At 36.3% G+C, this 25,943-nt stretch carries 26 protein-coding genes and 1 pseudogene; 22 read left to right on the top strand and 5 right to left on the bottom strand.

Annotated features, from left to right (window positions below):
* Positions 1-76 precede the first annotated feature (76 nt).
* From A9996_RS20045 to A9996_RS00260, 7 genes are all read left to right on the top strand, one after another.
* The gene (locus A9996_RS20045; RefSeq protein WP_169817222.1) at positions 77-214 is read left to right on the top strand and encodes a hypothetical protein; all 138 of its coding nucleotides are present in this window, start codon (positions 77-79) and stop codon (positions 212-214) included.
* Positions 215-316: 102 nt separating this feature from the next.
* A complete protein-coding gene (locus A9996_RS00285) occupies positions 317-799 on the top strand; it encodes a hypothetical protein (protein WP_066429567.1) in 483 nt (160 codons plus the stop codon).
* A gap of 1 nt (position 800) precedes the next feature.
* A complete protein-coding gene (locus A9996_RS00280) occupies positions 801-1,253 on the top strand; it encodes a tRNA (cytidine(34)-2'-O)-methyltransferase (RefSeq protein ID WP_066429564.1) in 453 nt (150 codons plus the stop codon).
* Between the two features lie 69 nt (positions 1,254-1,322).
* The gene (locus A9996_RS00275) at positions 1,323-2,843 is read left to right on the top strand and encodes a bifunctional GNAT family N-acetyltransferase/carbon-nitrogen hydrolase family protein (protein ID WP_066429559.1); all 1,521 of its coding nucleotides are present in this window, start codon (positions 1,323-1,325) and stop codon (positions 2,841-2,843) included.
* A gap of 2 nt (positions 2,844-2,845) precedes the next feature.
* Complete coding sequence (locus tag A9996_RS00270; RefSeq protein ID WP_066429557.1) at positions 2,846-3,505, top strand: hypothetical protein; 660 nt, start codon at positions 2,846-2,848, stop codon at positions 3,503-3,505.
* Positions 3,506-3,886: 381 nt separating this feature from the next.
* Positions 3,887-4,726, top strand: a complete 840-nt coding sequence (locus tag A9996_RS00265) for an alpha/beta hydrolase (protein WP_066429554.1) — start codon at positions 3,887-3,889, stop codon at positions 4,724-4,726.
* A gap of 652 nt (positions 4,727-5,378) precedes the next feature.
* Positions 5,379-5,789, top strand: a complete 411-nt coding sequence (locus tag A9996_RS00260; RefSeq protein ID WP_066429553.1) for a DUF805 domain-containing protein — start codon at positions 5,379-5,381, stop codon at positions 5,787-5,789.
* Here the strand turns inward: A9996_RS00260 and A9996_RS00255 are convergent.
* The 3 genes from A9996_RS00255 to A9996_RS00245 form a co-directional block, all read right to left on the bottom strand.
* A complete protein-coding gene (locus A9996_RS00255) occupies positions 5,786-6,004 on the bottom strand; it encodes a VF530 family protein (protein WP_066429551.1) in 219 nt (72 codons plus the stop codon). The two genes, A9996_RS00260 and A9996_RS00255, sit on opposite strands and share 4 nt — an antisense overlap.
* Before the next feature lie 149 nt (positions 6,005-6,153).
* Complete coding sequence (locus A9996_RS00250; protein WP_066429902.1) at positions 6,154-6,342, bottom strand: DUF6500 family protein; 189 nt, start codon at positions 6,340-6,342, stop codon at positions 6,154-6,156.
* Positions 6,343-6,432: 90 nt separating this feature from the next.
* Positions 6,433-7,701, bottom strand: a complete 1,269-nt coding sequence (locus A9996_RS00245) for a DEAD/DEAH box helicase (protein WP_066429548.1) — start codon at positions 7,699-7,701, stop codon at positions 6,433-6,435.
* A 710-nt stretch (positions 7,702-8,411) separates the two neighbouring features.
* Between A9996_RS00245 and A9996_RS00240 the strand changes: the two genes are divergently transcribed.
* The 8 genes and pseudogenes from A9996_RS00240 (at position 8,412) to A9996_RS00205 (ending at position 15,329) form a co-directional block, all read left to right on the top strand.
* The gene (locus A9996_RS00240) at positions 8,412-9,332 is read left to right on the top strand and encodes an alpha/beta fold hydrolase (protein ID WP_066429546.1); all 921 of its coding nucleotides are present in this window, start codon (positions 8,412-8,414) and stop codon (positions 9,330-9,332) included.
* Between the two features lie 308 nt (positions 9,333-9,640).
* A complete protein-coding gene (locus A9996_RS00235) occupies positions 9,641-10,948 on the top strand; it encodes a phenylacetate--CoA ligase family protein (protein ID WP_083993800.1) in 1,308 nt (435 codons plus the stop codon).
* A 500-nt stretch (positions 10,949-11,448) separates the two neighbouring features.
* On the top strand, positions 11,449-12,315 hold the full coding sequence (locus A9996_RS00230) for a beta-keto acid cleavage family enzyme (protein WP_066429541.1): 867 nt from the start codon (positions 11,449-11,451) through the stop codon (positions 12,313-12,315).
* A 6-nt stretch (positions 12,316-12,321) separates the two neighbouring features.
* A complete protein-coding gene (locus A9996_RS00225; protein WP_066429539.1) occupies positions 12,322-12,963 on the top strand; it encodes a GNAT family N-acetyltransferase in 642 nt (213 codons plus the stop codon).
* Complete coding sequence (locus tag A9996_RS00220) at positions 12,963-14,069, top strand: sugar-transfer associated ATP-grasp domain-containing protein (RefSeq protein WP_066429537.1); 1,107 nt, start codon at positions 12,963-12,965, stop codon at positions 14,067-14,069. Before A9996_RS00225 ends, A9996_RS00220 begins: the two co-directional genes overlap by 1 nt.
* A gap of 54 nt (positions 14,070-14,123) precedes the next feature.
* Entirely contained in the window at positions 14,124-14,786 is a 663-nt protein-coding gene (locus A9996_RS00215; protein WP_066429535.1) for a GNAT family N-acetyltransferase, read from the top strand.
* A gap of 71 nt (positions 14,787-14,857) precedes the next feature.
* Positions 14,858-15,108, top strand: a pseudogene (locus tag A9996_RS00210) (type II toxin-antitoxin system ParD family antitoxin).
* Positions 15,105-15,329, top strand: coding sequence for a type II toxin-antitoxin system RelE/ParE family toxin (locus A9996_RS00205; RefSeq protein ID WP_317047118.1), 225 nt, complete (start codon positions 15,105-15,107; stop codon positions 15,327-15,329). The pseudogene A9996_RS00210 and the gene A9996_RS00205 overlap by 4 nt, the downstream one beginning before the upstream one ends.
* 390 nt (positions 15,330-15,719) lie before the next feature.
* On the opposite strand, the gene A9996_RS00200 is transcribed toward A9996_RS00205, so the two are convergent.
* A complete protein-coding gene (locus A9996_RS00200) occupies positions 15,720-17,027 on the bottom strand; it encodes a phenylacetate--CoA ligase family protein (protein ID WP_066429532.1) in 1,308 nt (435 codons plus the stop codon).
* Positions 17,028-17,040: 13 nt separating this feature from the next.
* Positions 17,041-17,706 (bottom strand): acetyltransferase, encoded by a 666-nt coding sequence (locus A9996_RS00195; protein ID WP_066429529.1) that lies wholly within the window; start codon positions 17,704-17,706, stop codon positions 17,041-17,043.
* A 678-nt stretch (positions 17,707-18,384) separates the two neighbouring features.
* Here A9996_RS00195 and A9996_RS00190 point away from each other — a divergent pair.
* The 7 genes from A9996_RS00190 to A9996_RS00160 all read left to right on the top strand — a co-directional run bounded on the left by A9996_RS00190 (position 18,385) and on the right by A9996_RS00160 (position 25,906).
* Positions 18,385-18,705 (top strand): hypothetical protein, encoded by a 321-nt coding sequence (locus A9996_RS00190; protein ID WP_066429526.1) that lies wholly within the window; start codon positions 18,385-18,387, stop codon positions 18,703-18,705.
* A 32-nt stretch (positions 18,706-18,737) separates the two neighbouring features.
* The gene (locus tag A9996_RS00185; protein WP_211272616.1) at positions 18,738-19,511 is read left to right on the top strand and encodes a helix-turn-helix domain-containing protein; all 774 of its coding nucleotides are present in this window, start codon (positions 18,738-18,740) and stop codon (positions 19,509-19,511) included.
* An 87-nt stretch (positions 19,512-19,598) separates the two neighbouring features.
* The gene (locus A9996_RS00180; protein WP_066429521.1) at positions 19,599-20,015 is read left to right on the top strand and encodes a helix-turn-helix domain-containing protein; all 417 of its coding nucleotides are present in this window, start codon (positions 19,599-19,601) and stop codon (positions 20,013-20,015) included.
* A gap of 89 nt (positions 20,016-20,104) precedes the next feature.
* On the top strand, positions 20,105-23,110 hold the full coding sequence (locus A9996_RS00175; RefSeq protein WP_083993799.1) for a T9SS type A sorting domain-containing protein: 3,006 nt from the start codon (positions 20,105-20,107) through the stop codon (positions 23,108-23,110).
* Positions 23,111-23,415: 305 nt separating this feature from the next.
* A complete protein-coding gene (locus A9996_RS00170) occupies positions 23,416-24,093 on the top strand; it encodes a hypothetical protein (protein WP_066429517.1) in 678 nt (225 codons plus the stop codon).
* Between the two features lie 336 nt (positions 24,094-24,429).
* Positions 24,430-24,828 carry a lipocalin family protein gene (locus A9996_RS00165; protein ID WP_066429515.1) on the top strand — a complete coding sequence of 133 codons (399 nt, stop codon included), beginning with the start codon at positions 24,430-24,432 and terminating at the stop codon, positions 24,826-24,828.
* A gap of 250 nt (positions 24,829-25,078) precedes the next feature.
* Entirely contained in the window at positions 25,079-25,906 is an 828-nt protein-coding gene (locus A9996_RS00160; protein WP_066429513.1) for a helix-turn-helix domain-containing protein, read from the top strand.
* The last annotated feature ends 37 nt before the right edge of the window (positions 25,907-25,943 follow it).

Raw genomic sequence — 25,943 nt, 5'->3', positions numbered from 1 at the left:
CTTAAATTTTAAGACAATCTTAATATAATTCCGTTCTCTTTTTATTAACTTATCAAGGAATTTAAAACTAGAAATCATGGGAGTTATAGACGATAACAAGAAATTTAAAAGAACCACTGAACAGACCACACCTACCAATCCGACAGGAGTCAATAAAGAGGATGTCAATCAGTTTGACATTGATAAAAAAACAATAAAAGATACAAAAAAATAAAAAATAATTTTTTTGATATAAACGCACAGGAGACCTATTCTTAATTGTAAGGAATAGGTTTCTTTTTAGTTATTGACGAGTGAAAAATAATTCGGAATAAAAATGAAAACAATCTTAAAAACAGTGGTCTTATCATTGTTTACATTGAGTATTTCCTGCAAAGAACCCCAAGCAGAAGCAGCACCTCTACAAACTGAAGCGAATGAAAAACCGAAAATAAAAATTGAGGAACACTGCTATATGTACGCCAAAAACAAAGATACCATCAAACTCATGCTAAAGGAGAACAAAACCCTTGTGACCGGGAAAATGGTCTATAATGTATTCGAGAAAGACGCCAGCCACGGCTCTTTTGAAGGTGTAATGAGAGGTGATACTTTGTATGCCGATTATGATTTTGAAGCCGAGGGCACCACATCAAAGGGGGAATTGATTTTTCTAAAAAAAGGGAATAGCCTGCTCCAAGGTTATGGTGATGTGGAAGTGGACGCCCAAAACACCACTGTTTTTAAAGACAATGCCAACATCACTTTTGATGAACAATTCCCCTTAATCGCCGTAGCTTGCGACAAATTAAACCATTAATATGCCTTTAAACATTGTTCTCATTGAACCTGAAATCCCTAACAACACAGGAAATATTGGCAGATTGGCCTTAGCCTCTGGCGCACATTTGCACTTGGTGAAACCTTTCGGGTTTGAAATTACCGATTCTCGCCTTAAACGCGCCGGATTGGATTATTGGCCACACGTCAACATCACTACTTACGAAAATGTCGCAACATTTTTTGAACAACACCAGGATAAAAACATGGCATTCTTATCAAGTCATGGCACTAATGACTATTGGGACATTCCGTTTAAAGACAATTTGTTTTTGATTTTTGGAAAGGAATCAGTTGGGTTGTCTAAAGAAATTTTAGAGACTCATAAAGACCAACTTTATAAAATTCCTTTATTTAGTGAACATGTACGGAGTTTAAACCTTGGCAACGCTGTAGGAATCGTCGTTTATGAAGGCATAAAAGCCCTCAGATAAATAAAATAATAAGAGCAGTTTAGATATCACTATCTTCGCAGCATCAAACAAACATCATTGAATTACACTATGAATGAGATTGAAAATATAGAATTAAAATATTTAAACCTTGATGATTATCAGGAATTAAAACAGGCCATGATTGAATCATACACCACCATGCCTGATGCCTTTTGGCAAGAACATCAAATTAAAAAGCTGACCGAAGAATTTCCTGAAGGTCAGGTGGTGATTAAAGTCAACAATCAAATTGCAGGTTGTGCCTTAAGCATCATAGTTGATTATGAAAAATTTGAGGACAACCACACCTATAAAGATATTACTGGAAATTATACGTTTAGCACGCATACCAACCTAGGCGATGTGATTTATGGCATTGACGTGTTTATCAAACCTGAATTTAGGGGTTTGCGTTTAGGACGCCGACTTTATGATTATCGAAAAGAATTGTGCGAACGCTTAAACCTAAGAGGTTTGGCCTTTGGTGGCCGAATTCCAAATTATCACAAGTTTTCAGACACCTTGTCTCCTAAAGAATACATCGCTAAAGTAAGGCGCAAGGAAATCCATGATCCGGTGCTTAATTTTCAAATCTCCAATGATTTTCATCCCACCCGAATTCTGAAGAATTATCTTGAAGGCGATGCGTCGTCGCAGGATTATGCGGTCTTATTGGAATGGAGTAATATCTACTACGAGAAAAAGTCAAAAAAGGCTACAACCAATAAAAAAGTCGTTCGTTTGGGATTGGTACAATGGCAAATGCGCTTGTATAAGGATATGGACGAAATGATGCAGCAAGCTGAGTTTTTCATTGATTCTGTTTCTGGATATCGAAGTGATTTTGCTTTATTTCCCGAGTTTTTCAACGCGCCGTTGATGGCTGGAAACAACCATATGTCAACCCCAGAGGCCATTAGAGAACTGGCAAAATACACGCCAGAAATGGTCCTGCGATTTTCAAAATTAGCCATTTCATATAACATCAATATTATTACAGGCAGCATGCCTGAAGTGGTGGATGGTCAGCTCTATAATGTAGGCTATTTGTGCAGGCGTGATGGCAGTACAGAACGTTTTGAAAAACTACACGTCACCCCTGACGAAGCCAAGGTATGGGGCATGGTTGGCGGTAACAAGCTAAAAGCCTTTGATACTGATTGTGGTAAAATAGGTATCCTTATTTGTTATGATGTGGAATTTCCTGAACTGAGCCGTATTTTGGCTGATGAAGGTATGGACATCCTTTTTGTCCCCTTTTTGACCGATACCCAAAACGGCTTCTCCCGTGTGCGCCATTGTGCACAGGCAAGAGCTATTGAAAATGAATGCTATGTAGCCATTGCAGGTAGTGTGGGTAATTTACCGAATGTCCAAAATATGGACATCCAATATGCGCAATCTATGGTATTTACACCTTGTGATTTTGCGTTTCCTACCAACGGTGTCAAAGCCGAAGCAACTCAGAACGCTGAAATGATCCTGATTGCTGATGTGGATATTGACCTTTTAAGAGAACTGAACCAATTTGGAAGTGTCAGAAACTTGAAAGATAGAAGAACTGATTTATTTGAATTAAAAAAGAAGTAATTATGAACTATCATATGATTATCAATAGTGTGAAAACTGTTGAAGAATTTAAAGATGCATGGACGTCTGCAGATTATATTGAACTTTTGAATCGTTTCGGATTTCCGGACGCCAAAAATTCCAAACCTGAAGAACTCAAAGACCTGCTCTTTATGGCCATCTCAGATTTTGAAGGCCCTGAGGCGGCTGCAATTTTATTAGATTATAAATTGTCTGAGTATTTAAACGAAGGACAAATCGACCAGATGTCTCATGACATGTTACTCGATAAGATTTCTGAAGAGTATACTGACATCAGCCTACACCATGACCTTTTCAACATCAACCAACTGCTATTTAAAGCCTATAACGGAACGTTTCCGAGCACAAAGGCTACCATCATTGAATTTGAGATTACGCCCAATAAAGACGTGACCAAAGAAGTGGTGTTGAAAGTTCTGGACCATACCTTGGCCAACAACAGCGTGATCAAACGCTTGTTTGCTGATCAATTGGCAGGAAAGGAAGCCTTTGATGAAGCGGAAGATATTGTTTGGCAATTGAAGGCTACTGGCGATAATTCGTACATTATGACCACATCTGAATATTGGATCAGTCGTGACGAATTTAAGGATGCCGAATTTGATGCGACGATTGTTTTGTTCGAAGAGGAGGAAGATTAGAGTAGATTTGAGGGGGCTGCCTCGATAGTATGAAGTATTTCAGAGCCAATTTTTGTTTTGAAGTCCGTGTAATCCGTCTAATCTGTGTCAAAAAAAATTAAAACCGCTGCGATGTTAGTATTAATCATAAGACCTGATTTGCAAAGTATTAAAGAACAACTTTTGTTTTGAAATCCTTTGAATCTGTGAAATCTGTGTCTAAAAGAATTAAAATCGCTGAGCTGTATTAAGACTTGATTCGTGGAATATGAAGAACTAGCTTTTGTTTTGAAATCCGTGTAATCCGTGTAATCCGTGTCCTAAAAATTCATTAAATCCCATCTATAAACTATATTTGAAACCATTCCTAAAAAGAAAACACACCCTATTTAAACCTCATAGATGAAACACCTTTTTCTCACTATATTATTGATTATCGTAAGCTTCAATTCCGCAGAAGCACAAACCGTTATTAAGGAAAGTTCAAAAACCCCATTGACAATTGGCGACGTGGTGACCCTCGATTCTAAAATCCTGTCAGAATCAAGAACGCTCAATATCTATCTCCCAGAAGGCTATAAAGTATCTGATACTTTAAAATATCCAGTAATCTATGTTTTGGACGGCAGTATGAATGAAGATTTTATCCACATTGTAGGCTTGGTGCAGTTTTTCAATCTGCAAATGAACATGCCAAAATCCATCGTGGTGGGCATTGCAAATATTGATCGCAAACGCGATTTCACCTTCCCTACAATCGATAAAAAATTAAAGAAAGACTTTCCAACTACTGGAGGTTCACGGAAATTTATCAGCTTTTTGGAAGACGAAGTACAACCTTACATCAATGCCAATTACGCTACAAACGCACAAAAAATGCTCATCGGGCAGTCCTTGGGTGGTTTGCTGGCAACAGAAATCCTGTTCAACAAACCAACATTGTTTACAGATTATATAATTGTGAGTCCGAGTTTATGGTGGGACAATGAGACCTTGCTCAGAGATGCCAAAATGTTTCTTGGAGCCCACAAGACCATACCAGTCAATGTTTTTGTTGCTGTTGGAACCGAAGGTGAGATTATGGAACGGGAAGCTAAAAGCTTGGCTGATCTTTTAAAAAACTCAGGGAAACCAAATCTTAAGGCTGAATTTCTGTTCTTGCCTAAAGAAAACCATGCCACTATATTACATCAGAGTGTGAATGACACTTTTAAGATGATGTATCCGTATAAAGAGAATTAAGACCGCTGCGCTGTTAGATATTAGAATATAGACTTGATCTGTAAATTATTGAAGAACTTAGCGTTTATTTTAAAATCCGTGCAATCCGTGCAATCTGTGTCAAATAGAATTTAGATCGCTGCGCTGATAGATGTTAGAATATAGACTTGATCTGTGAATTATTGAAGAACTTAGCGTTTATTTTAAAATCCGTGTAATCCGTGCAATCTGTGTCAAAAAGAATTAAGAACGCTGCGCCGATAGATGTTAGAATATAGACTTGATCTGTGAATTATTGAAAATTAGCTTTCTTTTTGAAATCCGCGTAATCCGTGCAATCTGTGTCAAAAAGAATTAAGAACGCTGCGCTGTTGGTATTAAGTATTAAGACTGGATTCTAGAACTATTGAAGATCTAGCTATTATTGTAAATTCCGTGTAATCCGTGCAATCTGTGTCAAAAAGAAGTAAGACCGCTGCGCTGTTATAAATAAGAATCAAGATTACCCGACGAGACAGAAAAGATCCTCACATACCTAACAATTTCTACTCGAACATCTCAATTTATTGAAAATCAACATATTTTTAACCGTTTGTCCAAAATCCAAGTTTTTTGTGCTGATTATTTAGAAATCTTTTTATTTTAGCATTTACTCAAATAAAACTTACAACCTATGGATTGGTTTTTAGACGCTTTCAAATATAAATATGTAGACTTTAGCGGACGAGCCAGACGCACCGAATATTGGATGTTTATGCTTTTTCATGTGCCATTCATCTTTATTTTGGCCTTTCTATCTGGAATGATGGATGAAGCAGAATGGATGAATATCCCGATGTTCCTTTTGGTGATTTATTTCCTAATGTCCTTTCTTCCTGCATTGGCCATTACCATCAGGCGACTTCATGACACTGGTAAGAGTGGGTGGTTTTACCTTCTAGCCATAATTCCTTATGTAGGTGGAATTATCCTTTTGATTTTTACAGTTCAGGACAGTGAAAGCACGACAAATAAATGGGGACCTAACCCTAAGACTCCAAATACAGATGAAATTAATGAGATAGGAAAGCCACTTTCCGACTAACGCTTTTTTGCCAACATGTTCAAATACATGGCTTCTACTTTGGTGCGTGCCCAAGGCGTGCGTCTTAAAAACTTTAAGCTAGATTTCACCGAAGGATCGTCGTTAAAACATTTGATTTTGATCATCATCCCCATATATTCCCATCCATAATGTGCCACCAGATCATTAATAATCTGCTCCAGTTTGATGCCATGTAAGGGGTTATTGGGTTGCATTTTTCAGAGTTTATAGTTGTTAGTCTGTAGTTCCTAGGTTGTTCTTCATATTCATCTCGGTAAATGAGCGTAGTCGAAGTATCAACTTCAATTTCAACGCTGGGCCTCCGCGACTCTGCGTGCCAAGAAACGAGGTCTGCGAGAAAAACCTATTCAGCCACCAAAGCCCTAATCTTCAACGCCTTCTCAAAGTGATCCAGCTTATGCGTCAGGATCCACCATGTGGCAGCTTCCATCAACAATTCAGGATGATCATTTTTGTTCGCAAAGAAAGCATAAAAAGACAACCCCACATTGGGGCCTTTGGAAGCAATTTTAGCATCACAAACCGCAATCATTTTATCTTTTAAACTTTGACTAAGCAACGTCAATTTTAAATTTCATGTTCAAATTCAATTTCAATTTCAACTTCATCTTCAACTTCAACTTCAATTTCTCCTCCTATTTCTATTTCGGTTAGAACTTCCAGACGATTGGCTATTGCCAGCTGAAGATTTTCTCGATTGTGGTCTGCTATTACGCCCTTGTCCCTGCCCCTGTTTAATTGGCTCGGTAGAGGCATTGGGATCTGGTTCAAAACCTTCCACAATCTCCATAGGAATTCGTTCGCCTATCAGTTTTTCAATATCACGAAGGAAACTCGTTTCGTCAGCACTCACCAATGAAATGGCCAGTCCGCTAGCTCCTGCCCTTCCTGTTCTACCAATTCTATGAACATAATCTTCAGGAATATTAGGCAGCTCAAAGTTGATCACGTGTGGCAATAACGGAATATCCAGTCCGCGGGCAGCAATATCAGTGGCTACGAGCACTCTAACCGTTCCTTTTTTGAAACCGTCCAAGGCTTTGGTTCTGGCTCCTTGACTTTTATTACCATGGATGGCCATGGCTGTAATACTGCTGCTGATCAATTTTTTGGTCAGTTTATTGGCGCCATGTTTGGTGCGTGTAAAGACCAGTATCTGTTCCCAATTGCCGTCAGAAATCAATTTGACCAGCAAATCAGGCTTCAAACCTTTGGCAACGCGATAAACCTGTTGGTCAATAGCATCTACCGTTGTGTTTTCTGGTGTGGCTTCTACCAATACCGGATGGTTCAGGATATCATTTGCCAAGGCTTTGATGTCCTTAGAAAATGTAGCCGAAAACAAAAGGTTTTGACGTTTGGCAGGCATGACCGCCATAATTTTTTTGATATCACGCAAAAAGCCCATATCCAACATCCGGTCAGCTTCATCCAACACGAGAATCTCAATATTGGCGAGCGACAATAAGCGTTGGTTATGCAAATCCAATAAACGCCCAGGTGTTGCAATAAGCACATCCACACCATTGCGGAGGGTGGCTACTTGCGGATTCTGATTAACACCACCAAAAATAACGGTGCTTCTAATATCTAAATAGGTACTGTATTGTTTGACATTTTGATACACTTGTGCCGCCAATTCGCGAGTTGGTGTTAGTACCAAAGCGCGAACTGGGCGTTGACGCAACGGTTGCCCTAGCGATAACAATTGGAGCATTGGCAGTGTAAAACCTGCCGTTTTTCCGGTACCAGTTTGTGCCGATGCCAAGACATCTTTACCTTCTAATATTAACGGAATGGCCTTTTGTTGAATTGGTGAAGGCGTTGTATAACCTTGTTTGCTGACTGCTTTAAGTAAAGCATCAGATAATCCTAATGAGTTGAATGACATAAATTGTGTTTACGAAGCAAGCACTAGTATGTTAGGTCACTCCTTTAAATTTTTGGCAAAGGTAGGGTTTATTTATTGGGTAGTGTGCTATGCACCGCATAATATTGCAACATGCAGAGCATTCAATAAATGAAAAACACCCACTCTACCTCACCAATTGCAACATGGAGAACCCCTTGAAATTCCTGTTCTACATGGCGTATATTGTCTGATTGCGAGTATTTTTTAGGGGTTTTGTTCAGGCCTTGTTCGACACTTGTTCGGGTGAGCTTCTGAAAAATCTGATTTTTTGGGAGAAGTGTCGAAGGACTGTAAAAGTTCGCTCCAATGATTCCAATAATAGCGGAAAAAATTCGTCATTCAACTTATTGATAATAAAGATAGAAAGGTTTATTTTGGTAGGGTTGGAATGAAGAATATTATGACGCCGTTGTTGGTGTTTTCCACCACCAACTTCATTTCTCAAAAGACAAAAGTGAACCCCGGAAAAACCTTACTATGTAATTCATTTAAACTACAAAAAAACGCCCACAAAACACAAATAGTTTATCACCTCTACAACCTAACAGAAGAGGAAATTGATAGTAGTGAGGAGGCTAAGTGTTGCAATTCATAGTAAATTTTTTTATAAATTTGGAATAGATATGGGTTGTGTCGTCAACCTTAAAGCACATTTATAAAACGAGTATAGACTTAAACAAAATTTAGTAATGAATAAACTATTATTTTTAATTTCATTTGTCTTAATTACTATCAATTGTAAAGGTCAAGAGCAATATTTTACTACCTCTGATAATGTAAACTTATATTTAAACGTCAAAGGAAAAGGCACCCCATGTCTCTATATACATGGCGGACCTGGTTCAGGAAGTTATTGGATGGAAAAATTTGCAGGTGATATATTAGAAAAACGATTTACAATGATTTATCTAGACCTGAGAGGCGTTAGCCGTTCAACCAGTCCAGCAGATGGTAATTATAGTATGGTCAGAATGATTCAAGACTTTGAAGAAATTAGAAAATTTTTGGGATTTGAAAGTTGGATTATTATGGGGCACTCTTTTTCAGGGACAGTGGTAACTGGCTATGCAAAGGAACATCCTCAATCCATAAAAGGTATGATGATGTTTAATTGTTCTCTCAATCTTACCGAGAGTATCAGCGAAAGTTGGATACCTAAAGCTTGTGAAATACTTGGCTTGAAAGATGTGTCTTTTTATGAGAATGACACTATTAGCATTCAAGATAAATTGAATCGCCTTTTTCCGCTGCTAAATGAAAAAGATTTAACGTGGAAATTAGCCTATGCAAATAAAGATAATGAAACGATAATGAACAATACTTTTGACGAAATCCCCAACTGGAATTATGATTTCGGTGGCATTGGACTATCACACAAAGACTACTTGATTAACTTTAAAAAATATACTCCAGATATTAAAATTCCCGTATTGTTTTTTTATGGTGAAAATGATTGGACTATTGGTCCCAAACATTATAAAGGAGTTTTATTCCCCAATATGTTATTATGGAAGAGTAAATCAGGGCATATTCCATTTATGGAAAATAAAGAAGATTTAGAAAAGGCAATTAATAAATTCTTAAAAAAATTCTACTTGCAATCTCAATAAATAGAACTTAATAATGTAATGTTAATTATAACTTTATTGAAATCGGATAAGTAAATTTTTGAGAAGTGGGAAAAGCGTGCTACAGTATTTTCAGCCGTTGTTGGTGTTTTCCACCAACAACTTAGAGTCCCAAAATAAACATATGTCCAAGATCAAATCTCAATTGAATAATTCAGTTGAACTAACATAAAAACTTAAACAATGTTGGTGGAAAACACCAACATTGGCAATTCACACTGTTGGTGAAAAACACCCAGAATGGCCAAAACTGAGAAACTATAATAAGATTAATTAAAAGTTATATATCAATGGCTCAAATCCTAAACATTAGACAGAAAATAATCTGGTTTTTAGATACGTTAAAAGGAAGTCCTGTAAAAGACAAACTTAATTACACGAGTGCTAATTTGGATGCGGCAAATTCTGATGTGCGACATGACGACAACGAAAAGAATTTGAAGAGCCTATTAAATCATGCTATAGCAACAACAGCGTATTACAAGGCATATACCGCCGTTAATTCTTTGGAAGATTTTCCTGTAGTAAATAAAAATTTAATTAGGGATAATCTCAAAGATTTCACATCCAATACATTTGAATTAACAACATGTGTCAAAGCATCCACAAGTGGCTCAACAGGAGTGCCCTTTAGTATTTATCAAAACAAAGAAAAAGTCAATAAAAATACAGCCGATGATATCTTTTTTTCTTCTAAATCAAATTACAGGATTGGAAGTCATTTGGTCTATATAAAAATTTGGCCTGATAAATTCAATTTTAAACAAGAATGTAGTTTAAAACTGAGAAACATCCATCCCCATGATGTATTTAAGCTCACGAATGACACCATTGATGAATTGATTACTAAGCTTAATAAAAGTAAAGAGGCTATTAACTTTAAAGGTTATGTTTCAGCTTTTGAAAAAATTTGCAGGCATTTGGATGCCTTGCCCGAAAACCCCATTACGTTTAAAACACAATCCATTATAACCATTTCTGAATCTATAAATCTTTACACTAAGAATGCCGTAAAAAAATATTTTGGTGTATGGCCTGTGTCTCGTTACTCAAACCTTGAAAATGGTGTGATTGCCCAACAATTCCAAGGTGATGACCCAAGATTTTGGATCAATGATTCGAGTTATATTATAGAAATTTTCGACTTAAATGAAAACAGAAAATTAAACTATGGCCAACACGGAAGGATTGTGCTTACAGATCTTTATAATCTTGCAACACCCTTGATTAGATATGACACTGGTGATGTTGGCACCATGCATCTTGACACCAAAAACAAACCCTATTTTTCTGAACTTTATGGCAGAAAATTGGACTTGATATACGATACCAAAGGCAATTTAGTACCACCCCATATTACGGATAAGCTTTGCAAGTATGGCGATTTTAAGCAGTATCAATTAGTTCAAAAAGGATTGAAGGACTATGACATAAATCTTAATACTACCATTAAAGTAGATGAAAACAGCATGATTAAAGAGTTTAAAACCTATTTTGGTCAAGATGCACATATCAAAGTTAACTATGTAGATGGGATACCACTTCTTGGTTCAGGCAAGCGCAGAGAAATGGTTAATGAGTATTATAAAACCGATTGATAACTACACATGTCACTTATATTAATTATCAGTATTGTCCGGTTAAACACCATATGATGTCCCTACGGGACATTGAACTTATTATAACTTTATGATTACCAATATTTTGTCCCCCTGGGACAATATGCCGTTAGGCATTTAATATGGGTAACTAAATAGAACCCCTGCAAAGACTAGTCCCGTAGGGACTAAATATAGAATGGGGTTTCCCAGAATCATGTATTACTTTTATCGGACAACACTGATTAATTATACATATAAAAAGAAATTTCCTAACCGTTATTTTGATCGATTGGATTTCAATATGACGTTTTTGTGTTAAGAATTTGATAGGTATTGAACTATCGTCGCTGATGAAATGCCTTACAAGCAATAGCACTTTTTTAACATAGAACATCATAAATAGACGTCTCATAGTAAAGATTTCCTTTTTAACGATTTATTTACCTTAAATGCAATCTATTATACTAAATTTTAACTTCATTTAAGCTATAGCCCCTATGCAGAAGTTAATAATTAATTTTACCCCTACCGGAATGATTCCGACAAAAAAGATGACACCTCATGTTCCTACAACCATCAATGAAATTGTAGAAGATGTGCATCGCGCTTATGAATTAGGAATTACTCTGGCCCATATTCATGCTAGAGATGAAATTACAGGCGTTCCTACCTATAAAAAAGAAGTGTATGCTGAATTGATATCTGGGATACGAAAATATGCACCTGATTTAGTGATCTGTACATCCCTCAGTGGCCGTGATTTCAATACCCTAGATAAAAGAGCAGATGTACTTCAGTTAGAAGGTGATCTTAAACCAGATATGGGAAGCTTAACCTTAAGTTCCTTAAATTTTAATAAGGTAGCAAGTATGAATGCTCCAAATATGATTGAAGATTTAGCAAAAACCATGAAATCTAAAGGCATTGTGCCTGAATTGGAAGTCTTTGATGTTGGAATGATAAATTTTGGCAATTACTTAGTAAAAAAAGAATATATAACCCCTCCCTTATATTATAATCTCCTCTTTGGCAATATAGCCTGTGCACAAACCAATTTGCTCCATGTAGGGGTGATGTTAAATGATCTGCCCAAAGATGCACTGATCAGCATTGCCGGTGTGGGAACTGAACAAATGATGATGAACTTTTTGGCTATAACAATTGGCAAAGGCGTGCGCGTTGGATTGGAAGATAACATTTGGTACGATGTAGAGAAAACCAAACTTGCAACCAATAGTGAACTAGTAGAACGGATACATGTTGTTGCAAAGGCAAATAATAGAGAAATTATGACGCCATCAGAATTTAGGGCGCAAATGGATATGGAACCAGGATATGGGCGTTATGGTCGTGTTTATAATTAAATTGCTATGGAAGGAGATAAAACAGGGCTTTCGTATCGTATAAAATGGCTCTCTAATATTATAAAGCACGGTTTATTTTGGCATGGGGTAAGAAACAATTTAGCAAAAATAGGTTTAGACTTTATGCCTTATTATTGGGTTGAGGAAGCTACCAGCCCTATAACTCCTCCAAAGATTTATGGTGAAGACTCCAATTTTGAGATTTCAATATTTGGTGAACCTGAAATTAATTATATAAAGGATACCATTATTGGCATAGAGCAAAAAGATTTATTGGCTGATCTCAAAAATGGTGAAATTTGTATTGGGTTAAAAAACAATGGTCTCATAGCAGCCTATATGTTTATTAAATGTAAACCATTTACGTTTAGGCAACGTTACTTCGATTTGAAACCAACAGAAAGCTATTTGCATAGCATGTACACTTTTGAAGCCTATAGAGGAAAAAATATCGCGCCGTACTTGCGTTATCATAGTTATAAGTATTTAGAAAAAACGAATGTAAATACCTATTATAGTGTTAGTGAATATTTTAATAAGTCTACAATTAAGTTCAAAGAGAAACTCAACTCCAAGCCTGTTAAATTATATTTGAGTGTTGTCTTGTTTAAAGGATGGGGTTTTAATTTAACTTTAAAAAGCTACTAATGAGCATATATTCTTCACTAAAACGACTATTGACAAAACACGTTTTGACTTCCAGAAAACGTTTTTTTGAATTCAATTCAATGATGGATTCCAGAAGAAGCATCAAACAGTTCAATCATAAAAACAAGACCCCAAAATTAAAACCTACTCAAATTGAAGCTGCTAAGTCTTACTTTAAATCTAAAGGCTATACATTAAACAACACCTATTGGCACCGTTATTATACAAGCTTGAATGGTGAATTTCATGCCGATTATATTCCTGATGATATTTTTAGTTCCATCATTTCTCCAAGGTTCAATCAAATGCGTCAATGGCCAGCTTTATTGGATAAAAATCTATCCTATATTTTGTTTAAGGATTTTAACCAACCCAAACGTGTTGTACAAAATATTAATGGGTTTTATTATACCAACAATAAAGTTGTTGATGAACAAACGGCTATTGAAGCCTGCAACGATATTCAAAAGCCCCTAATTATTAAACCAACAATTGATTCAGGTAGTGGAAAATTGGTAACGACCTTTACAGTTAAAGACAAACTAACATCTTATAAAAACCTGACCATCCCACAGGTTTTCAAAGTGTATAAAAAAGATTTTATTGTTCAAGAATTTGTTGAACAAAGCCAAGCCTTAAAAGTTTTAAATCCATCCTCTCTCAATACACTAAGGCTATTGACCTATCTGAGACCAGATGGCATGTATGTTTTATCAACACTACTCAGGATAGGACAGCCAGGTAGCCAAACCGATAACTTCTCTATTGGTGGTATCATCATTGGTGTCGATGATAAAGGGTATTTGCAAAACAATGGCTATACTAAAAAGGGAGATATTTTATATAAAACCGCTACTAATGTCGCTTTTGAGGGCTTTCAAATCCCTAACTATGTTAGTGTTGTGAATATGGTTAAGGCTATGCATCCTATTGTTCCGTATTTTAAATTTGTGTCTTGGGATATCGGGCTTGACAACACTGATTCGCCCATATTCATTGAGTTCAACACCTATAATCAAAACATTGATATGCACCAAATTGCAAATGGTCCTTTATTCGGAAAGTTTACCGATGAAATTTTAGAACTAGGCTTAAATCCCTACTGATTGTTTTTATAATTATTATTGACGTTCATTATATTTCATAGTAAATCAAGTAATATGGAAAGTGACAATAGAGGAGTTAAAAATAGGCTGAAATCTATTTTGACAATTATTAAACACGGCATGTTCTGGCATGGCGTCCGCAATAATGTTGCAAGACTGGGCTTAGATGTTATGCCATATCACTGGTCTAAAGCTACGATACATTCAGTTGATGCACCCACTATTAAAGCAAACGATTTAGATCTAAAATTTTCCGTGTTTGGCGAATCTGAAATTAACTTTATAAAAAGTACTATTAAAGGTATTGAAAATAAAAACCTTTTAGCATATTTAAAAAATGGTGAGACCTGTATTGGTTTAAAACAGCATACTGACATTGTAGCCTTTCTATTTATAAGAAGACAGTCATTTTATTTTAGAAACCATTATTTTAATTTAGGTGACAACGATAGTTATCTCCATAGTATGTACGTCTTTGAAAAGTACAGAGGTAGAAATATAGCCTCTTATTTAAGATATCAAGGTTTTACGCTCTTAGAAAAAGAAGGCATAACAAACTTCTATTCAATAAGTGAATATTTTAATAAGTCAGCCATAAAATATCAGAGAAAATCAAATTCGCAACCCATAAAACTATATCTAAGTGTAATCGTCTTTAAAAAAAAGACCTTGAATTATACTTTAAAGAGTTTCAAATTTGCAACATCTTATTCTTAATGACAGTGGCACATTATGTGCAATTTAGCTTAGTTACCAAGATTTGGTATGTTTGATTCAATATTTATAAAATGGGAAAAAACACATCAATTTCAATCGGAAATCATTTTGAAGAATTTATAAATGAGGAAATAAAATCTGGCAGATATAGTTCTGTAAGTGAAGTAATTCGTTCGGCACTACGTTTGTTAGAACGTGAAGAAAAGAAAGAAAGAAAGAAAGAGAACTGATTAAAGCTCTTGAAATCGGCGAACAAAGTGGATTTGATGAAAATTTTGACCCTAATCAAAACTTGTCTGAATTAAATCGTAAACACTTATGAGCAGAAACAAATACCGAATAAGTAAACAAGCGATTGACGATTTAAACGATATTTGGATTTATACCTTTCATAAATGGTCTAAAGAACAAGCCGACAGATATTATGACTTGACAATCAAAGAAAATGAATTTATTGCGGACAACTTCCTGACTGGAAAATCAGCAGAACAGACAAGGGAAAACTATCGGATTACCAAAATTAAATCACATCTGATTTTTTAAAGAAAAGTAGAAAATGATATTGTAGAAATCGTTAGAATTTTACATCAGAGAATGGATATTACAAAACTACTGAAATAAAAAAAACTGCACACAGCAAGAGATATAGAACATAGCTGGTTTATATATAATGCAAGGTCTTCACTTATTGACCAAGTCCGCCAAATCTTTGATTTGGGTTTCACTATTAAAAATCACGTGTCAAATCAAAGATTTGGCTAATTGCTAAACCGGAAATTATTCTATTTTAAAGGCTACGTGTCATACATGTAACGATACCATTCACATGCACCTATAAAAAAAGCATGGCAGTCAGTTTAAGAAAAATTCATCTTGTAAAAAAAGTGGTTGGAGCAAAGCCTCAAAACGATCTTGGGCTTAAACCTTAGAATATTATTTATAATTATTAATCACTTTTCTGCGCTTTCCGGAAGCTAAAGCAGGAATTTCATCTACATACGTTATTATCACATTGGCATCTTCACCAAAATCTGATTTGATGTCTGTTACTAATTGCTTTTCAAACTGAAAACTATCGCCTTGAAGGTTCAGCTTTATTTCGTATTCTTTTTCACCCTGCTGAATAAATTGATATTGTTTTAATAGATGATAATAGGTATAAAACTTTGTATAGATCACAAATGAAGAAATCATGTTGCCTTTAGAGTCAAAAATAACATCCATTTTACGTCCTTCAATTTGAACAAACTCCATAGCACCATCTTTATTCAATCCAAATTGTGCAATATCACCAGTATCGTATCTGATTATGGGCATCGCATAATTGAACAAATCGGTAACAACAATTCTTCCAAACTCACCCAATTGCACAGGTGTGTCATTTTCCAAGTGTAACAACTCCACATAGTAACTTGCATTGTTAATAACAAAACTATTAGGTGAATCAACTGTTTGCTGTGCTATAATTCCAATTTCTTCACTCGAATACCTAGAAAGAACAACGGTATTAAGATGTTTACCTAAAGTAGATTTTGTGTAAGGGTTCAAGTATTCTGCATTGGCAATGGCCGAAGTAATTCCTAAATCACTTAATGTTATACTATTCTTTTCCAAATACTGTGCAAGCATTTCATATGCAGAAGCAAAGCCTAACAATGTTTTTTTAGATTGTTTATCAGATTTTAATAATCCTAAAAACGCTTCAATGCTTTCATCCGTCAATCTCGTAATATCAAACTGATTCACATTTTGCACCCAGGATTTTAATTTGCCTTTTTTATTGTGGCCTCTCCATACTTCAAGCTCGTACAATCGGTTGCCAACATTAAAATTCGCTTTTTGAAAAAAATAGATGACATCTGCATGATTTCGATGGCGCTTTTTTTCATTTTGAAACAAGAAAAAAGGTGCACCTGTAGAGCCACTTGTAGAGACTTTAAAATTAGGTTTGTCTATAAACTCACGCGATTGAAAACCCTCAAAATTTTCTTGAACAGTAGTTTTTCTGATTACCGGGAAATCAGAAATAGTATGCACATCAACTAAAGCCTTATAAAACGGTGTCGTTTTTACCGCATGATCCAATAAACGGCTTAAATAAACATCTTTAATTTGAATTGCTTCATCAGAATTTGGATGTCCAACACATCGTTCTATTTCCTTTAACTGATTTTTTATCCGACCATTTTTTAATGCATCCAATAGCCAAAACAATTTATGCCGTGCAAAATTTAGAATCATGATTTAATTTATTTTAACCTAAATACTTAGAATTTGGAGACCTATCCTTAATTGTATGTATAGGAGCCCCGTATGCCATCTTGTTGTTACCTATAGATTTTAAGACCAATGATCCTGCTCCTATAACAGTATTATCGCCAATAGTTAGATTTTGAATAATAGTTGCGCCAAGACAAACAGCTGAGCCAGCCCCAATTTGTACACTACCTGCTACGGTAACCCCAGATGCTAAACTAGAAAAATCAGCCATCTTACAATCGTGTCCCAAAGTAGATGCTGTATTGAGAATACAAAACCTACCCACTTTAGCATTCGCATTGATGACCGCATTAGGCATTATTACAGTGCCCTCAGGAATTGAGACATCCAAAGCAATGGTGGCACTAGGATGGATAATGGAAACAAACTCTAATTGTGGAGCAATTTTTTTTATTTTTTGGTATGCAGCTTTTCTAGTGCTGTTATCTCCAATGCCAATAACAATACCTTCAATATTCAATTGCTTTACGATATCAGGAAGTTGCTTCAAATCACCAATAATACTATGGCCAAAAACAACCTCGTTAATAAGTTTGTAAGAATCAATAAAACCCTTCATTGCATAGGTATGGTTTTTTTGAATACTATCTACGATCATTTTAGCGTGACCAGAAGCGCCATAGATTAAAATGTTTTTCATTGGTTGTAGTTATTGACCAAAGCTATAGTTGTTAATTATGGTGGTTGTTCTTAGCTCAGCAATATACTTTGATTTATAGTCTTATATCTATTATTTTGTTAAACTGCATAGTTTTAACTATAAAAAGATGAAAGATTAATGTTTGAGGTTCATTTGTGGGTAATGCGGTAAGCTCGGCTTTTACTAAGATTATTTGCGCCGTTGTTGAAGTTTTTCACCAACAACTTACAGTCTCAATAAAGACACATGTCCAGAGCAAATCTCAATTGAATAATTCAGTTAAACTCATATAGAAACCTAAACAATGTCGGTGGAAAACACCAACATTGCCAATTAGAAGCACCAACATTAGCCAATTAAAACACCAACATTGGCCAAAATGAATATAAAATTTTGAGTTGATAGCACCTGAAAATTAATGAATTGTTTACCATTATGCGCATCCTATTCTTTTAATTCCGATTTAAACGGCTGATATGGTGCTTTTATCTAAATTATATTGGCTGAAGGTTTGTACTTCTATTATTTGATTATATTTAATTTCAATTTTTGAAAGATGACCTCAATTCATTCAAAATTATTCCTTGTGTATACGGTTGTAGGTTATGTCATCCGAAATCCTTTTTTTTTAATTGGGAAAGGCGAATCTTCTGTAATAACCGATAATATTTCGTTCCATTGAATGTAGGTATTTATAATGCACTCATTTTAGCTGGGATCATCCAAGGTCTTTTCTTTGCCGCTATTATTCTAACCTCAAGTAAATACACTACAAAAAGTAGTGTGTATTTAGCATTGCTCATTTTGTGTTTCAGTTTGGAGAATTTGCAATTCAGCCTAAATGAAATGAAATTCATCAGTGACATTGCGCTTTATCAAATCATTTATGTGCCGTGGGCAACACTTATTCCTCCCTTTCTTTTATTCTATGGGATCAAATTTTTAAATCCCAAGGTTATCATTACAAAAAAATCAAATGCCTCTATCTGCCTTTTATAGTTATGTTCATTTTGAGTGCTCTTTATAAACTATTGGTTGCTTTACTTCCAAATAATGAAGAGATCGAAGCTATTTTAGCCATGATCCCTTATTATGGCGACACTTATGGCGATTTGTTGAACACTTTTTTCTTCCTACTGATTATAGTGGTATTGTCCAAAAAAATCTTGGAGTATGAAAAAGAGAATACGATTTTTAAAAGAGATAAAATAAAATTACAACTGACCTGGTTTAAGGTCACTTTGTTGCTCTTGTCGGTCTTGATATTGGTGTGGTTTCTCTATACGATTGCATATGCTTTTGACGATGAACTGGTGTTTTATCCACTTTATTTGGCAGCTTCCTTGACAACTTATTGGCTTGGATATATAGGGATCTATAAAATAGGCATCAACGAACAACAACAAAAAATAAGGGCGTTTGCAATTCAAAGAGATTTTGTCGCTCCTGAAGAGACAGAAAAAACAAGTCAACATTCAGCAGAATTCAAAAGGATGTTGATTGAGGACCGGTTATTTTTGGATAGTAACCTTCATCTTGAAGGCATTGCCGAAATTTTGGATATCAGCAAAGGACATTTGTCGCGAACCATAAATTCTGAATTGGGAATGAGTTTTAGCGATTATGTGAATTCCTTTCGTATTGATGAGGCAAAGTTATATTTAAGACATCCAGATTTTTCTAACTACACTCTCGAGGCCATTGGTCTTGAAGCAGGTTTCAATTCGAAATCCACATTTTATTCTACGTTTAAAAAATTCACTGGACTAACACCACTTCAATTTAAAAATAGTTCCTCGAATTAGTCCGAGATGATGCTATAGATCATTATTTGGGAACTTGAAAATTGTTGCTTCGTATAATTTTAGACTATTCAATTAACCGGATAGTCAATGAATACCAAAGAACGCAAAGCACAAGAAGCCTATCTCAACGTCAGCAAAAGTTCCAAGAAGAACTTTCTTTTAGCCTTCCAGTATTTGATGGTGGATCAGAAACGGTTTTTGGACAGCGAGCTGACCTTAAGCACTGTCGCTTCTGAGCTGAATGTGAGCCAGGGCCATTTGTCTCGCATCATCAATTCCAGTTTAGGAATGAGTTTTAATGATTATGTGAATACACTGCGGGTTAAAGAAGCCAAAACATTTTTAGGAGTTATGGCTAATTCCGTTGAAAACATCATGAACATTGCGACAAAATCAGGCTTCAATTCTAAATCGACATTCTACGCAAGTTTTAAAAAACTGACAGGATTGACTCCCTATCAGTTTAAGAATAAGCACATAAATAAGTCCGAGATAATGATATAGGTCATTATCTCGGATTGTCCCAATGATGACATATTTTACTTTTATCGATACCTACAGAACAAAGCTATTAATCCATTAAATTATTAATTATGAAAAAACCCTTACTATTTTCGTTTCTATTTGCGTTGTCCGCAACGCTTTTTGCCCAGACCAACACTTGGATAGGTGCTGGTGCCAACACCGATTGGAATACCGTTGCCAACTGGAGTCTGAATGCTGTGCCAACTGCCGCGAATGATGTGGTGATTCCCACGGGATTTACGGTTAATTTGAATGTTGCCGGAACGACCAAGTCCATTGTGGTACAGGGAAATTCTACCTTTAATATGTCGAACACTTTAAGTATTCTCAACGCGTCGTCGGTGGCGGCGAATGCTACCTGTGCCTGGACCTTTGGGTCTCTCACAGGTGGAGGCACTTTGACAAACAATGGGACCTTTAACTTATCTTCAGGAAATACAAAATCTATTGTAGGTGTGACCACTTTTAACAATACTGGAAATTTCAACATTCTTGACGGTGGCGATTTAAATATTACCGACGGTATCTTTAACAATCTGGCTTCAGGTGTCATCGACCTGCGCGGCAACGAAGGCAATATATCTTATACAGGTTCTGCCAGCCGTATTTTGAACAATGCAGGTCTCATTAAAAGTACCGCAACTGGCGGCAATACCCGAATCCAATCCGTTTTGAACAATAATGGTGGCACAATAACCGTATCAAATGGTAATCTGATTTTTGATTTTCTTGACAAAAACCTGAACGGTGGCGTATTGAATGTGTCTGTTGGGAGTGTTTTACAATTGACATCAACTACCAATCTTACGGGAACTTTAACTGGCGCTTTGAACGGAGACTTGGAATGGTCGGGTACTGTATCCTCAGCTAGCACAAGCACTTTCAATTTTTCAGGAAGCAGTGGCGTGAGATGGACCGCTGGAAATCTCACAGGAGGAGGCACTTTGGTGAACAAAAACCTGATGTTCCTATCAAGCGGAAACACCAAATCAATTATTGGTGTGACCACCTTAAACAATGAAGGGGATTTCAATATCCTTGACGGAGGGGATCTAAACATTACCGACGGCATCTTCAACAATCTAGCTCTTGGTGTTATCGACCTGCGCGGCAACGAAGGCAATATTTCTTATACAGGCGCTGGAAGCCGTATACTGAACAATGCAGGTCTCATTAAAAGTACTGCAGCTGGTGGCAATACCCGAATCCAAACCGTTTTGAACAACAACGGTGGCACAATAACCGTATCAAATGGTAATCTGATTTTTGATTTTCTTGACAAAAATATGAACGGTGGCGTCTTAAACGTTTCGGTTGGGAGTGTTTTCCAATTGACATCAACTACCAATCTTACGGGAACTTTGACTGGCGCTTTGAACGGAGACTTGGAATGGTCGGGTACTGTATCCTCAGCCGGCACAAGCACTTTCAATTTTTCAGGAAGCAGTGGCGTGAGATGGATCGCTGGAAATCTTACAGGGGGAGGCACTTTGGTGAACAAAAACCTGATGTTCCTATCAAGCGGAAACACCAAATCAATTGTTGGTGTGACCACCTTAAACAATGAAGGGGATTTCAATATCCTTGACGGAGGGGATCTAAACATTACCGACGGCATCTTCAACAATCTAGCTCTTGGTGTTATCGACCTGCGCGGCAACGAAGGCAATATTTCTTATACAGGCGCTGGAAGCCGTATACTGAACAATGCAGGTCTCATTAAAAGTACTGCAACTGGTGGCAATACCCGAATCCAAACCGTTTTGAACAACAATGGTGGTACAATAACCGTATCAAGTGGTAATCTGATTTTTGATTCTCTTGACAAAAACCTAACCAATGGTGTGTACAACGTTTCAGGCGGAAGTGTTATGCAATGGAGCATTAATATTAATGTTTCGGGAACATTGACGGGAAACTTAACTGGTGAAATTGATTGGACAAATAATGTAACCATACCAGTTGCAACGACTGGTACATTCAATTTTACAGGAAATAGTGGTGTAAAATGGTCGTCTGGAAATCTTACAGGAGGGGGAACCCTTGTAAACAACAGTCTTATTTTTCTCATAACCGGAAACACAAAATCCATCATTGGTGCGACAACATTGAACAATGAAGGCGATTTCAATATAACCGACGGTGGCGATTTTAATATTACCGATGGCATTTTCAATAATCAATTAACCGGAACGCTTGATCTGCAAGGCAATGAAGGCAATATTTCCTATACAGGAAGTGCTTCCCGAATTTTGAATAATTTTGGATTGCTTAAAATGTCCGCCATGTCTGGAAACGCTAGAATTCAAACGACATTGAACAACAGCGGTGTTATCGATGCCCAATTAGGAAACCTTATTTTTTCAGAATTTCTTCCATTTACCAATGATGAAGACGGCACCGTAAAGGGCGTCGCCAATGTGACGATTGCCAATACCGCGAATTACACAAATAACGGAACATACGCTCCAGGAGGCTCTCCAGGCACGCTTTCTTTCAATGGGATATTTAAATCGTCACCAACGTCCGTTTTGGACGTTGAGTTAAACGGCTTGACGTCAGGCACACAGTACGACGTGCTCGCCATCACTGGCACAAATGTCATTTTTGCTGGAAACGTCAATGTCAATCTCAATTTCGTACCAAGTTTGAATGCACAGTTTATCATCGCCACAACGTCGGGCACCATCTCACAATGTTCACTTGCACCTACCACCTCTGCGGAATTTAATGGGATGTTCTATACATTTTCGGTCACGTGTCTCAACAATAATCAAGTGGTGCTAAAAGTGACCAATATTACACTGAATATTAACGATTTCGAATTGTCAGAATCCAGCATTAAGTTGTTTCCTAATCCGGTTCGCACAAGTTTAACAATCAAAAACGTAAATCAACTGGAGTTGGCATCTGGTCAGATTATGGATATTACCGGAAAAACCATCCATTCCTTCGATCTCGAAAATATGGGGTTGACAAAAGAGATTTCAATAGAAAATTATGTCAGTGGGATGTACTTTATAAAGATCAATGGCTTGACTGGTTCCTTGACAAAGCGCATAGTTAAAGAATAGGTTTCAATCAAGTATAATCAGTCGTCCATTTTAAATAAGGCCATCATAATAAATTTGATGGCCTTTTGGTTTGGGATCACTGTTTGGGATCTTTAGGACTTTGAGTATTGCCTATGGTAACGGGATAAATTCGCCGTTGTTGGTCGGATTGTGAGGTCTTCTTTCGAACCACATTTCTCTTATTGTTTGCCATTAAAGTTCCTTAGAATATAGTTCTAAGTATTAAACCTTAAAATAAATTCCTAAATTCGACCATCGTAGCCCTTTTGGATGGCTAATATTCTAAAACTTAAAAAACCTGAAACTTGAAAAAATATACCTTTGAATTCCTTTCTATTTTTATCGCGGTTATTGCTGCTTTCGCATTAAACAATTGGAATGACAATAGACGTGACAACAGAGCCGAGTCGCGCATACTCTCAGAGATTTCACGTGGTTTGGATAAAGATATAGTCGATGTAAAGTTAAATGTTAAGGGGCACGAGCAAGGTATAAAAGCTTGTGAGTATTGGAGAAAAATAATTACTGCTCAAGAAAATAACCTCGACTCATTACGACAGTATTATTTTCTTTTGACACGAGATTTTCTTTCCATTCAAAATACATCTGGTTATGAAACTTTGAAATCCAAAGGTTTGGAGTTGATAAAAAATGATTCTTTGAGATCGCAAATAATAGCCCTATATGAGTATGATTACCAAACGCTGAGGAAGCTTGAAGAAGAGTATAATGAACTGCAATTCCAAGAAAATTACTTTCAAGAAATCAATAAACTAGTAGCGCCTCAATTTGAATTCAACTCAAAAGGAAATATTAGCGGTATGGTATTACCTCTAAATATTACCGAGGCCGAAAGAAATATCCTTTTGAGTTACTTATGGAAAATTAGAAAGAACAGAGAATTCATATTACAATCTTATGACGAGGTTCAAGATAAAATAGACCAACTGAGCTTAGAAATTGATAAACAACTAAAAAGTTAGGAACTATTGCCCTTACGTTGGTATTGGTGTTTTCTCTTGATAGCGAACAGTTGCAATGCGGGACCACAAAACCCAAATAGTGTATCAACTCTATAACCTTACTGCAAAGAAATCAAAATCATTGAAAATAGTTTCATGCTATATATTCACTCTATTTTGATTTGCGAACACTTCATAAAATATTAAAATCGTGATTAAATTACTATTATAGAGGAGACTAAGAGTTAGAAGTGCTAGTTGATTTTTGTTATATTTGAAATAGAGATGGGTAGTGTGAATTAGATACACACGTTGTAAGCAATTTAGCGTAACGGCATCTAGATAAAAACAGCACCAATGAAAAAATTAATATTTACTTTAATTACAGTCGGAATTTTATTTTCTTGTAATAAAAATGATGATTCTAATTCTAATACTGAATTAATTGGAAATTGGAAATTAATAGAAGTTTTAGCAGACCCTGGAGATGGGAATGGAACATACTCTGCCGTTGAAAGTGAAAAAATTATCACTTTTCATAGTGATGGGACTTTAACATCTAATGGTACACTATGCGATATGTCAATAGAGGCAAATAATTCGACTTCTGGAACTTATTCTATATCCAATTTGACATTCAGTACAGCGGTCTGTAATAATTCTGATTATGAATATCAATTGGAACAAAATGGAAATATATTAATTATAACCTATCCTTGTATTGAACCTTGTAAAGCGAAATATACAAAAGAATGAAAACTGCTTACAACAAGTCATATATAAACCATTGCCGGGACTGTGCTTATCCGGAAAATCTTCCCATCACGCTTTAGGAGTGGGGCATTTTACAGCAGAGTTTTGTACTTTTAATGGTAAGAGCGGAGACATCTGTTTGCAGACAGGCAGGCGCGCCTCATCCACATTGAGGTTGCAAGCATAAGAGTCTACTCCTATTTTAAGCAAGAAGTTTTTGAGGCCACTTTATTAAAATTCAACAGTACTTAAATTGGAAATCAACGTCTACATACCGCATCCCAACCTCCAGCAATATGTTTTTAACATAGCAACCGTAAACGTTTTACTTCCTGAAGGGATCAATGATGTGGTAACACCTTATCCACCTACGCCATTTCAATCGTTGATGTTTTACTGCAACCACCCTGTATCCATGGGAAGGATAGAGGACTGTAATTTTGACAAGCAGCCATTGACGGTATTGATAGGTCCCCAATTTTCGCGTGTCAATATTAAAGTGCATCGTCAGTTAAGTGCCATTCGTGTGGATTTTCTTCCTGGTGGAATGTATCGCATGTTGGGCATTCCCATGCATGAATTGTTCGATGGCGGATTTGATGCCATTGACTTCTTTGGTAGAGAAATGAGGAGTATAAACGAACAATTGCAGAACACGCCCAATTTGGAAGAGGGTAAAAACATCGTAGAAAAATTCCTTTTAAATCAGGTTACAAAACTTAAAGGATTATTACCCATTGATTCCGCCTTGCGTATTCTCCTAAACCATAATGGCACTATGGCAATCGAAAAAACAGCCGCGTTTTCGTACTTGAGCATCAAACAATTTGAAAGAAAGTGCAAGGAAAGAATTGGGATGAATCCAAAAATGTTCGCCCGTATTCTAAAATTTTCAAAAGCCTATAGATTGCACGAATCTAGCCCACAACTTAATTGGACACAAATAGCGTATGATGCAGGGTACTATGACCAAATGCACATGATTAGAGACTTCAAAACCTTTGCTGGGGTAAATCCTTCCGTCATCCAACAGCAACTTCTATCCACACCATTGAGAATGCAAAAAGACCTGCGATATTAAGATGTCCATTTTTTACTATGCAGACACTAATTGCTCC

Origin of the sequence: Gelidibacter algens (assembly GCF_001678675.1) — a bacterium.
Classification (GTDB): domain Bacteria; phylum Bacteroidota; class Bacteroidia; order Flavobacteriales; family Flavobacteriaceae; genus Gelidibacter; species Gelidibacter algens.
The sequence above is the reverse complement of the archived record's forward strand: the minus strand, read 5'-3'. Positions and strand labels throughout refer to the sequence as shown.